Here is a 14,087-nt window from a genome sequence, read left to right as displayed (position 1 = left end):
GTATTTTATGCGTAGTAAAGCGGTCACAAATGTAATAATTACTTGTTCGGAAATTCTGAAAATTTATGAAATATTGTTTTTAAAAAAATATCTGTTCTGTCAGAAACATTTTATTATTTTTACGACCCTTACATAATGCTCATCCGGAAATAAAATACATCTTCATGAAGAAAATTTTTTACGCACTTTTTATATCGCTGTTTTTTTCTTTCTCCGGATTTTTTTCATTCTTGATTTCTTCCTCCAGCGCGCAAACGATTTCTGGCGGCTATTATCATTCTGCTGCGCAGTGCAGCGCTTGTTCCGAAGCATGGACGTGGGGATACAATGGTGACGGAGAACTTGGAAACGGCACTTTCACAAACAGAAATCTTTCAGGCGCTGTTTCAGGATTAAGCGGAGTAACTTCGGTTGCGGCCGGGTGGAATCATAACCTTGCTTTAAAAAATAACGGCACAGTTTGGGCGTGGGGATATAACGGATACGGACAATTGGGAGATGGAACTTACAACACAAGAACAGTACCTGTTCAGGTTTCAGGATTGACAGGAATTATTGCCATTGCTGCCGGAGGATATCACTCTCTGGCATTGAAAAATGACGGCACAGTTTGGGCATGGGGATATAATGGATACGGACAATTGGGAGACAGCACTTTTACCGGGCGCAATGTTCCTGTTCAGGTGCATAATATTTCAGGAGTAATTTCAATCGGAGCCGGAGGATACCATTCATTGGCGGTTAAAAATAACGGAACAGCATGGGCATGGGGATATAATGGCAATGGACAATTAGGAGACGGAACCACAACGCAGAGAATAATTCCTGTGCAGGTTTCAGGATTGAGCGGAGCAAAAACAATTGCAGGCGGACTTTATCATACAGTTATTTTAAAAACCGACAGCACCGGATGGGCATTCGGTTATAACGGTTACGGACAATTAGGTGATAACACCTATTCAGACCGCACAACTGCCGTGCAGATTCACGGAATCGGCAATGTTGGATTTCTTACCGGAATAAAAGTTCTTCAGGCAGGAGGATATAATTCCATTGCTGCCAAAGTAAACGGCATTGCTTGTGCATGGGGCTACAATGGTTACGGGCAATTGGGAAATAATTCTTTTTCAGGAAGTGCCGTTCCTGTGCAGATGAATGGCTTAACGAATATCTCTTTCGTGGCGGCAGGATTATATCATACCCTTGCTATGGATAACAGCGGTTCAATATGGGCGTGCGGGTATAACGGATACGGGCAGTTGGGAGACGGAACCTATACAAGCAGAAACGTTGCCGTGCGCGTAACACAAATGTGCCCGACACAAACTTTGAATCTTGATATTTCACTTCCCAACTCCTGCCCGAAATACGATACGCTGATTACAGGCGCCAATGAAAACGATACCATCCTGCTCAGCAATAACGGATGCGATTCGGTTATTATTTCAAGCGTAGTTTCTTCAGACGGGCAGTTCTCCGTTGTTTCATATCCTTCCTCTATTCAGGCAATCAATTCCGGAAAATTAATTGTGAAATTCAGTCCAACCACATCGGGCAATCACACTACTTCCATTACCGTTTATAATAATGCAGCCGATACTACTTTCTGTTTACAGGGGTATTCCATTCCTGCTCCGGTACTTTCTTATAAACCCACTTCTTTAAGCGCTACTCTTGCCTGCTGTGATTCAACAACCGATACTCTTAAAATTTTTAATACGGGCGGAAGTACTCTGAATTATAATTTATCGGGGTATAGTTCTACCATTTTATATTCCCAATCATTCACCCAAGGGCAAACACCAACTACACAAGCAACAGCGTGGGTAACTTTCAGGCAGCAACTTACTTCGCATCCTTATAATAAATTAAGAATATACGGTTCCAATAATCCAACTGGGATTACACTTACCGATGCAACTGCCATTGCCAATATTGCCAATGCAATGAACACCCTAACTAATTACAGCACTACGGTGGCGGGTAATACATGGAATGTTTATGTAAACGCCTGCAACGGAGGAATTCAACTTGCTGTAAATACAGTGGCCTGCAACTGTGACGGAGCATCACCCAATGTTTATTTGTTGCGGCCCGAAATCGGAAACAACAACTGGGGGGGCATCAATACAGCAACCTGCAATGGTCCTACGCAAACCATGAGTGTTGAGTTTTCTTATGGCATTCCATGGCTGCAGGTAACACCTGCTTCAGGAAATGTTTCTATTGGCGACTCTGCAATTGTGAGCGTGAAATTCAAAAGTTGCGGCTATGCGGCAGGAACTTACAGCACAAATATTACAATTAATTCTAATGACCCGCAGAACAGTTCGGTAAATATTCCCACCACTCTAACTGTAATTGGTGCGGGAAAAATTTCCCTCACAAAATCGTGCATGTATCTTGATTCCATCATGCAATATACCACGCACACCGATTCTCTCTATGTAAAAAATACTGGATGCGATACACTGAAAGTCACGAATGCTTTCACGCAAACTTCTGTTTTTACCGTAACTCCCAATTCAGGAAATATTCTTCCGTACGATTCCGCAAAGGTTTATGTCACTTTTGCGCCAACCACTGTCGGGACTTTTTATGATACCATTACCATATTAAATAATGATGTAACCAAAAGGGTTTGCCTCTCCGGAAAATCATTTGCCGCTCCCATTGAAACGCATAGCCCAGGCAGTTTTAATGAAACGCTCACGTGCGCGGATACGGTTTACGATACGCTTGCTGTCAGCAATACCGGGGCAAGCGATTTATATTTTAATCTCACTTCCAGTTCTTCCGGCAAAAGTTTATCCGTAAACGGCTCCAGTCAATATGCGAACATTGGCGCATGGTCGCCCGGAACTAAATGGACTATTGAAGCGTGGGTAAGACCCACTTCGCTTCCGGCAGGCAGGCACACGATTGCAGGCGGAATGGGCGGTTGTCTTGACTGGGGAATTGTTTTGGAGAACGGATACTTTGGCGTTGGAATAAGGCCCGGAGGCTGCTCGCAAACAATTTCATCGAATGTGCTTGCAGTAGTCGGCACATGGTATCATATTGTCGGAACGAATGACGGAACAACTGCAAAAATTTATGTGAACGGAGTTTTGAAAAGTTCAGGTTCGGTAGACCCGAATTATTCCGGCTACACGGGCGGAACCTGGATTGGAGGCGAATCGTGCTGCGGAAATTATTTTTCCGGATTGATTGATGAAGTCCGCATCTGGAATGTTACGCGCACTCAATCGCAAATAACTTCCACTATGGGCAGGCGGCTTTTCGGAAATGAAGCGGGGCTGGTTGCTTATTATAATTTTGATAACGGAACCGTAACCGACCTTTCTTCCGGAGGGCATAACGGAACTTTAAATAACGGAGCCACCACCGTTACACCCAACGCTCCGGTTGCTCCTGCATGGCTGATTTTTGATTCTTCCACCGATACAGTTGCTTTCAACAACACTGTTAAAATGCCGGTTGAATTTATTTCTACCGGGCTTATAGTTGGAACTTACACTTCCAGTATAACGATTAATTCAAATGACCCGGTGCATAGCCCCGATGTTGTTCCTGTAACCATGACGGTGACGGGCGCAGGAAAAATTACACTCTCAAAAAACTGCATGTACCTTGATTCCATCATGGTTTACACCACGCATAAAGATTCTTTGTACATCAAAAATACAGGATGCGATACGTTGAAAGTTACCAATGCTTTTACGCAAACTTCTTTCTTCACGGTTACTCCCAATTCAGGAAATATTCTTCCGGGCGATTCCGTAAAAGCAATCGTAACGTTTGCACCAACTACTGTCGGAACTTATTACGACACGCTTACTATTCTTAACAGCGATGTAACAAAAAAAGTTTGCCTGTCGGGAAAAGGATTTCCGCGGCCGATTATTTCGGTGAGCCCTTCTCCCTTGTACGATACGCTTGCCTGCGTTGATTCGGCTACTGTTATTCTTACCATAAACAACTCGGGTGGAAATAATCTTATCTACAACATAAATATTCAGGGAAATGCACTTCCCATTGCTGCTTCCTGCACGCCAACTACCACCGGCTATTGCTGCGGGATGGGAATTTACAACGTCACATTAAACACAATTAATAATTCTACGGGTAACGGAATTGACGGCTATAAAGATTATACATCCACTCAAAACACAATTCTTGTTCCTGGGAAAATATACACGCTTTCCGTGCAAACAGGAACAAGTTACAATGAATACGTGGAAGCATGGATTGATTACAACAATGACGGAGTTTTTCAGAGCGGAGAACAAATCATGAATAATCTCAACTCGCTTCCGAATGCAATTCACACGGGGACATTCATAGTTCCAACTTCAGCGGTAAAAAACAAAGCGGTGAGAATGCGCATAGCGTCCGATTACCAATTCTCTTCCATTCCGACATCGTGCAGCAATGAACAATACGGACAGGCGGAAGATTACACCATAAAACTTTTAGGATGGCTGGCAGTTGCGCCCAATACAGGAACCGTTACGCCAAGTTCTTCCAATACGGTTGCCGTAACTTTTAATTCGAGCGGATTGAGCGTGGGAACATATACGGCAAATATTTCCATCAGCAATAACGACCCGCTGAATAATCCGGTGGTGGTTCCTGTTTCATTAACGGTGATTGGCGCGGGAAAAATTTCCCTGACAAAAACCTGCCTGTATCTCGATTCCATTATGGAATTTACATCGCATACCGATTCTCTTTATATAAAAAATACCGGATGCGATACATTAACGGTTTCCAATATCACCAAACAAACTTCTGTTTTCACCGTCAGCGCAACTTCATTTAAAATTGCTACCGGAGATTCTGCTAAACTGAAAATTACTTTCAGCCCGGTAACTTCTCCCGGTCCATTTTATGATACGCTCACTATTTTAAACAGCGATGTAACAAAAAAAGTTTGCTTATCGGGAAAATCATTTGCACGCCCGATTGAAACCCATTCGCCTTCTGCTTTTAACGTTACTCTTTCGTGCTGCGATTCCATTACGCTTCCGCTTACAGTGCATAACACCGGAGGAAGCAATCTTATTGAGCAGGTTACGGGCAACCAGAATTTTGTTGAAGGATTTGAAAACGGATTATCAAAGTGGGTAACCGGAGGTTCGCCCAACACATGGGCAATTGTTGCAGACCCGCATTCGGGAACATATTCTCTTAAGGAAAGTCCCATCGGCAATTATTCCAACAGCATGAACCAATATATTCAACTTGCTAAAAAATTAACCGTAAGCGACAAAACAACCTGCTCGTTAAATTTCTGGGAGAAAGGGCAAACAGAATGCAGTTTCGATTATTATTCTGTTCAACTCAGCGTAAATGGCGGACCATTCAATACCTTAACAACTCTTAACTGCAGTTTTCATAGCTGGACGCAGCATACTATTTCGCTGACACCTTTTGTAAATAATGGCGACTCAATTAATGTGCGTTTTCTTTTCACCAGTGATGGTTCCGTTGTTTACAGCGGAATTGATATGGATGATATTTCCGTTACCGGCACGCAAGCCAAGTGGATTACATTTCCAATTATAACAGATACAATTGCACCGAACGACTCAGCCATCACAAATATTACATTCAACAGTTGCGGATTAACCATTGGCACTTACTCCACCACCATAATTATTTCTTCGAACGATCCGCTAAAAGGAAAAGATACGGTTCCGGTAACTCTTAATGTTACAGGCAAAGGAAAAATTACGCTCTCAAAAAATTGTTTGTATCTCGATTCCATTATGGAATACACCACGAATACCGATACGTTCTATGTGAAAAATACCGGTTGCGATACTTTGAAAGTAACAAACATTACCAATAACAATTCTGTGTTCACTGTCGCGCCAAAAATATTTAATCTTCTTCCCGGAGATTCCACCCAGCTTGTTGTCACGTTTTCCCCGGTAACTTCCCCGGTAACTTTTTACGACACGCTCACCATTCTGAATAACGATACCATACGGAAAGTTTGCCTGCTGGGAAAATCTTTTGCCCGCCCGATTGAATGTCATTTCCCGAATTCATATAATGTGCATTTTTCCATTTGCCAGGATACCATAATTGATTCGCTACACATATGTAACACAGGCGGCAGCCCATTATCGTGGAACCTTACTGCCACCGGAGGAAAAAGTTTATCCGTGAATGGTTCCAGTCAATATGTAAATACCGGAGCATGGTCGCCCGGAAGCAAATGGACACTTGAAGCATGGGTGATGCCTTCGGGAACTCCCGGGGGAAGACATACCATTGTGGGAGGAATGGGCGCCTGCTATGACTGGGGAATTGTGCAGGACAATGGGGTTTTAGGAATGGAAATCCGCCAGCCGAGCGGCTGCACGCAAACCATTTCATCGGGAGTTTCGGTTGTGCTCGGAACATGGTATCATATCGTTGGAACAGATGACGGAACCACTGCGAGAGTATATGTGAATGGCGTGCTGAAAGCTTCCGGAACGGTTGAACCAAATTATGTCGGCTATTCGGGCGGAACCTGGATTGGTGGCGAATCGTGCTGCGGAGATTATTTTCCCGGCTTAATTGATGAGGTTCGCATCTGGAATTACGCGCGCGCGCAATCGCAGATTACCTCCACCCTATATTCTCCGCTCAAAGGAAATGAAACCGGTCTGGTTGCTTATTATAATTTTGACAACGGCACTGCCAATGACCTTTCTTCAGGAGGACATAACGGAACTTTTGTGAATGGGGCATCGGCAGTGAAACCAAATTCTCCGGTGCCTTCTTCCATTCCCGGATGGGTAACTTTTGTTCCGGTTTCAGACACAACACCGGCTATGGATACACTTGTGTCAACGCTGATATTTGTAAAGAGCGGAACAAATCCCGGAACTTATAATTATCACATCTACATCAATTCAAATGACCCGCTGAAAAAACTGGATTCCGTTGCGGTTACTCTGACAATTGATTCTGTTGCGCCTGTTGCGCCTGTTTCAAAAGATACTGCTGTTTGTTTCGGCACCAGTCCGAATCCTCCGCTGATTGCAACCGGAAATGCTGGCGATACAATTAAATGGTACGATAACCCTCCTCTTACAAACTTGGTTCACGTTGGAAATTCTTTTGTCTCCACTCAAACTGCAGTGGGAACTTATACCTATTATGTAACGGCAACCGATTCTGTTTACGGTTGCCCGAGTTTGCCGAAGACAGTTAAACTAACTATTAATGCTCCGCCCGGCACACCCACTGCCGGAAGCAATTCGCCTGCGTGTACCGGGCAAAATTTAAGTTTGACTGCGAGCACAATTACAGGCGCCACATATAATTGGAACGGACCGAATAGTTTTACTTCTTCCGTTCAGAATCCTGTTCTCACACCAGTTACCACAGCAATGGCAGGAACTTATTCTGTTACGGCAACGGTTTCCGGCTGTCCTGCAAGTTCTGCGGGAACAACTACGGTTGTAGTGAATCAAACTCCTTCTTCTCCCGCTGCAGGAAGCAACTCTCCCATTTGCGCTGGAAACAATTTGAGTTTAACCGCAAGCACTGTTGGAAGTTCCACTTATAATTGGAACGGACCGAATAGTTTCACCTCAACAAATCAAAATCCGGTTATTGTTGCTGCAACTATTGCAGCGAGCGGAAATTATTCTGTGACTGCAACTGATAACGGATGCACCAGTCCTGCAGGAACAACTTCTGTAACTGTGAATGCAATTCCTTCCGCTCCCGCTGCCGGATACAATAATCCTGCATGCACGGGAATGACATTGAGTTTGACCGCAAGCACAATTACCGGTGCAACTTATAATTGGAACGGACCGAATGGATTTACTTCTTCGCTGCAGAATCCAACTATTACAAGCGCCACCACTGCTCAGTCGGGAACCTATTCTGTAACTGCAACTGTGAATGGATGCACCGGTGCTGCCGGAACTGTTTCGGTTACTGTGAATGTAACTCCATCGGCACCGAGCGCTTCAAGCAATAGTCCGGTTTGTTCGGGAACTACGTTGAGTTTAACAGCGAGTGCAGGCGGAAGTCCCACTTACAATTGGAACGGTCCCAATAGTTTTGTTTCCGGCTTACAAAATCCAACCATCAGCAATATCACCACGCTTGGCAGCGGAACTTATTCAGTAACTGCAACGGAAAACGGATGCACGGGTCCTGCAGGAACAACTTCCGTGATAGTAAATCAAACGCCTGCTGCGCCAATTGCCGGAAGCAATTCTCCGATTTGTACGGGAAATAATTTAAGTTTAACTTCAAGCACGATGGGAAGTTCCACTTATAATTGGAACGGACCGAATGGATTTTCTTCCACGCTTCAGAATCCGGTAATTATTTCTGCATCGGTAACCGATGCCGGAACCTATTCGGTAACTGCTACGGATAATGGCTGCACAGGTCCTGCCGGAACCGTGAATGTAATTGTGAATCCTCCGCCTGCTGCGCCAACTGCCGGAAGCAATTCTCCTGTTTGCTCGGGACAAAATTTAAGTTTGACTGCCACTTCCACAGGCGCTTCTTATTCATGGACGGGCCCAAATGGATTTTCTTCCACCTCGCAGAACCCGGTTATTGTTTCGGTTTCCACTGCAGCAAACGGAACTTATTCTGTTATTGCAATTAATCCCGGCTGTGCGCCAAGCGCTGCGGGAACAACCAGCGTAACCGTATATCAAACACCATCGGCTCCTGTTGCATCAAGCAATAGTCCGGTTTGCGTGGGAGATAACATAAGTTTAACAGCAAGCACAAGCGGAAGTCCGACTTATAATTGGAACGGACCGAATGGATTTACTTCCGCTTCGCAAAATCCTGTGATTGCTTCTGCCGGAACAATTAATGCCGGAAATTATTCTGTAACTGCAACTGAAAACGGATGCACTGGTCCTGCGGGAACAACTTCTGTGGTTGTAAATAATCCTCCTTCCGTTCCAACAGCAGGAAGCAATTCTCCTGTCTGCTCCGGACAAACATTAAGTTTGACTGCATCTAATTCAGGAAATTCTTATAACTGGAATGGGCCGAATGGATTTTCTTCTACCACACAAAATCCAAATATAGCAAGCGTCACTACTGCCGCAAGCGGAAATTATTCTGTAACGGCAAGTGTTCCGGGTTGTCCGATCAGCGCGGCAGGAACAACTTCGATAACGATTAATCAAACTCCATCTGCTCCGACTGCCGGAAGCAATTCTCCGATTTGTGCAGGAACCGATTTAAGTTTAACAGCGAGCGCAAGCGGAAGTCCGACTTATTCATGGAATGGTCCGAGCGGATTTACTTCCACTTCGCAAAATCCTGTCATAGTTGCTGCGCCAACTTCTGCAAGCGGAACTTATTCTGTAACAGCAACTGCATTTGGCTGCACAGGTCCTGCGGGAACTGTAAGCGTAACCGTGAATCCTCCTCCGGGAACTCCGACAGCAGGAAGCAACTCTCCTGTTTGCTCCGGACAAACTTTAAGTTTGACGGCAAGCACAGTCAGCGGTGCAACTTATAACTGGAACGGACCGAATGGATTTACTTCCACTGCGCAAAATCCAATCATTGCAGGCGTAACCACTGCTGCAAGCGGAACTTATTCGGTAACGGTTACTGTTTCGGGATGCCCGACAAGTTCTGCGGGAACGGTTTCAGTTACGATTAATCAATCTCCCTCTGCGCCTGCTGCCGGAAGCAATTCTCCGATTTGCGCGGGAACGGATTTAAGTTTAATAGCGAGCACAAGTGGAAGCCCGACTTATTCATGGAATGGTCCAAGCGGATTTACTTCGGCTTCACAAAATCCTGTCATTGTTGCTGCGACAACTGCCGCATCTGGAAATTATTCTGTAACAGCAACTGAATTCGGATGCACGGGTCCTGCAGGAACAACTTCTGTAACGGTGAATCCGATTCCTGCTGCGCCTGCAGTAGGAAACAATTCTCCGGTTTGCACGGGAGATAATTTGAGTTTAACTGCTGTTGCAGGTGTTGGAGCAATTTACAACTGGAACGGACCAAATGGATTTACTTCCACCGCACAAAATCCGGTTATTGTTTCTGCGGGAACTGCCGATGCAGGAACTTATTCTGTAACGTCCACCGAAAACGGATGCACAGGCGCTGCGGGAACAACCACGGTGATTGTAAATACTCCGCCTTCGGTTCCAACAGCCGGAAGCAATTCTCCGGTTTGCTCCGGTCAAACATTAAGTTTGACTGCATCGAATTCCGGTTTAGCATATAATTGGAACGGACCGAATGGATTTACTTCCACCGCACAGAATCCCAACATTGCAAGTGTAACAACTTCTGCAAGCGGAACGTATTCGGTAGTTGCAATTAATGCAGGATGTCCTCAAAGCGCGGCTGGAACAACTTCGGTAACTATAAATCAAACTCCATCGGCTCCTGCAGCGGGAAGCAATTCTCCGATTTGCGATGGAAGTAATTTGAGTTTGACCGCAAACACAAGCGGAAGCCCGACATATTCATGGAGCGGACCAAATGGATTTACTTCTTCATCGCAGAATCCCGTCATCATTGCTGCAACCACTGCTGCCACAGGAACTTATTCTGTTGCGGCAACTGAATTCGGATGTGCAGGTCCTGCATCCACAGTTTCTGTAACGGTGAATCCGATTCCTTCAGCGCCAAGTGCGGGAAGCAATTCTCCCGTATGCGAAGGGCAAACATTGAGTTTGACTGCGAGCGCCAGCGGAAGCCCGACTTATAACTGGAACGGACCCAATGGATTTACTTCTTCTTTGCAGAATCCAACTATTACAAATGCAACCTCTGCTTCAAGCGGAACTTATTCTGTAACCGCAACTGCAAGCGGATGCACCGGTGCGGCAGCAACTGTCAGTGTAACCATTAATCCTCTTCCTGCTGCGCCCATGTCTTCTCCGCAGAGCGATTCAGTTTGTTTTGGTTCTCCCAATTCATCTTTCACCGCGGCAGGAACAAACATTGAATGGTGGGACGATGCGGCAACAACCCTTCTTGAATTCAGCGGAAGCCCTTTCACTCCAACCGTAACTGCATCGGGAACCTATACCTATTATGTAACGCAAACTTCCAGCGGATGCAAAGGACCGTCCGATACTGTACTCTTCAAAATAAATTTCACTCCTGCACTTGCGGTAAATGACACTACGGTTATTTTCGGAGGACCTCCGGTTGTTCTTTCCGCCAGCGGAACAAATGTGCAGTGGTATGATGCTTCACTCACGTTAGTGGGAAGCGGGAATTCTTACAACACCGGGCAAACTGCGGTAGGAACTTACACATACTATGTTTCGCAAACCATGAACGGCTGCGAAAGCGCAAAAGACACTCTGCTTCTTACCATAGTGCCGGGAGCACCGCTTGGAGTGAACGATACGGTTTGCTTCGGGCAGCCCGTTCCTGATTTAACGGCAACAGGAACAAATCTTCAATGGTACGATGATGCCGCGCTCACCAATCTTGTATTTTCCGGAAATCCATTTCCTACGGGACAAACGGCTGTGGGAACGTATACTTATTATGTAACGCAAACAGTAAACTTCGTGCAAAGTTCAAGCGACACGGTATATCTTATCATCAATCCGCTTCCTGCTGCGCCAACCACTTCCAGCCAGAGCGCGTGCTTCGGTTCAGTGATTCCTGATTTGACCGCAACGGGAACAAATATTCAATGGTATGATACTTCCGGAGCAATGGTATTTACCGGAACCTCATTTGCCACAGGGCAAACTGCTGCCGGAACCTATACGTATTATGTAACGCAAATCGTAAACGGATGCGAAGGTCCGGCTGATACTGCAACACTTATCATCAATGCGCTTCCCTCTTCTCCTGTTGCAATGAACGATACGGCAATTTGCTACGGCAATCCCACTCCTGATTTAACCGCAAGCGGAACAACTATTAAGTGGTACGATGGATTTATGACTTTGGTAGGAACAGGAAGCCCGTTTGCGAGCGGAGTAACTTCGCCAGGCACTTATACATTCATTGCCACGCAGACAAACACGGTAACCACCTGCGAAAGTTTGGGTGATACCGTTCTGCTTACAATCAATGCGGCTTCTGCTCCTTCCACTTCAAATGTGGCAGTATGTTTCGGAGCGCTTGTTCCTCCGCTGGTGGCAGCCGGAACAAACATTCAATGGTACGATACTTCCATGACGCTTGTGTTCAGCGGAGACACTTTCAATACCGGGCAAACTGCTGCGGGAACTTATACCTATTATGTAACGCAGACAAACACAGTGACTGCCTGCTCCAGTGTGCCGGTTGCGGTGCTGCTTATCATCAGCACTCAACCCACAGCCGCTCCGGTTGTTTCCGATACGTCTGCCTGCTTCGGCTCTGCAATTCCTGATTTGAATGCAACCACCGGAACAATTATTAATTGGTACAGCAATGCTGCGCTTACGAATTTTGTTTTCAGTGGAAATCCATATCCAACAGGATTAACGGGTGTTGGCACTTATACATTCTTTGCGACTGACAGCACGCCCGGCTGCCCGCAAGGACCATCGGATACGGCAATGCTTACAATTAATTCCCTGCCGGCAACTCCTTCTGTAAATGATACGAGCGTTTGCTTCGGCAATTCCGTTCCCGATTTAATTTTCGTTGGAACAAATGTTCAATGGTACGATACTTCCATGATGGTTGTGTTCAGCGGAGATACTTTTTCAACAGGACAAACTGCTGTGGGAACCTACACTTACTATGCAACGCAAACCAATTCCATGACCGGCTGTGCAAGTTTGAAAGATTCCGTTCTGCTTACGATTAATGTGCTGCCTTCTGCGCCCGCTGCGCTTGATACAACCGTTTGTTCGGCTTCTTCAATTCCGAATCTCACCGCAATCGGAACAAATGTGCAGTGGTATGATACTTCATGGACGCTTGTCTTCACAGGAAATTCTTTCACAACCGGGCAAACTTCTCCCGGAAATTATTTTTATTATGTAACACAGAAAGATTCTGTAACGGGTTGTGAAAGCGCTGCCGATACTTCCACGCTTTCCATTATAACTTCTCCTGCTATTCCTGTTGCGAACAATGTAACTGCCTGCTTCGGAAATCCAATTCCGCCTCTTACTTCCACCGGCTTCAACCCGATGTGGTACAGCAATCCATCGCTCACGAACCTGGTGAACACCGGAAATACTTTCAACACCGGCCAAACTGCGGTGGGCGTTTACACCTACTGGGTGAAAGATAGTTTGAGCGGATGCGTGAGCAGCGGAGCCGATTCTGTTTCACTCATTATTAATCCTGCTCCTGTGAAACCCACTGCGAATGATACTGCGCTCTGCTATGGAAATCCTGCCGTGCTTACTTCCACCGGAAATAATCCTCAGTGGTTCACCGATGCAACACTTATTAACATGGCAGGTTCAGGAAATAGTTTCAACACCGGAATTTCAGCAGTGGGAACCTATACTTTCTATGTTGCGAATTATGCTGCGGGCTGCGGAAATTCTGTTTCCGATACGGCAGTGCTTACGATTAATCCGAATCCTCCGGTAACTGCGAATACGTATTCAACTTCCATAGTGATTGGACAATCGGCAACGCTCACTGCTTACAATGCGGTAACTTATTCGTGGGCGCCAGGCGGGCAAACCACGCAGACAATTATTGTTTCCCCGAGCGTAACAACTACCTACACTGTTACCGGAACAAATCAATACGGATGTTCCGGCAGTAAAACAATTATTGTACAGGTGAATCCGCTGGGAGTTCCAATGATAAATGTTCCGGTAGAAAATGTTCTGATTTATCCGAACCCCGCCATAGATGCATTCACGCTTGAGTTCAACACCACGCTTGAATCGCCCATAGATATTTACATGATAAATACGCTGGGCGACAGAGTGAGCGCACTCACCAATGCGAAATATACTTCCAGCGGAACAAGCGGCATCACAAAGCGCAAATATGAAATCAACACGCGCAACTTCACCGAAGGAGTTTATAACCTTGAAATAGTTACCGAAAAAGGAACGGTGAACAAGCGAGTTATCCTCTTCAGGTAGAATAAATTTTTTCACAATAAAACCCAGGCAGTTGTCTGGGTTTTT

The 14,087-nt window shown here is 45.5% G+C and carries 1 protein-coding gene; it reads left to right on the top strand.

Annotated elements, in window-relative coordinates; all coding sequences use genetic code 11:
* Positions 1 to 164: 164 nt before the first annotated feature.
* Entirely contained in the window at positions 165 to 14,042 is a 13,878-nt protein-coding gene (locus HY063_10335; protein ID MBI3502183.1) for a DUF1573 domain-containing protein, read from the top strand.
* The last annotated feature ends 45 nt before the right edge of the window (positions 14,043 to 14,087 follow it).

This window comes from Bacteroidota bacterium (assembly GCA_016195025.1).
In the GTDB taxonomy this organism is placed as follows: Bacteria; Bacteroidota; Bacteroidia; order Palsa-948; family Palsa-948; genus Palsa-948.
The sequence above is the reverse complement of the archived record's forward strand: the minus strand, read 5'-3'. Positions and strand labels throughout refer to the sequence as shown.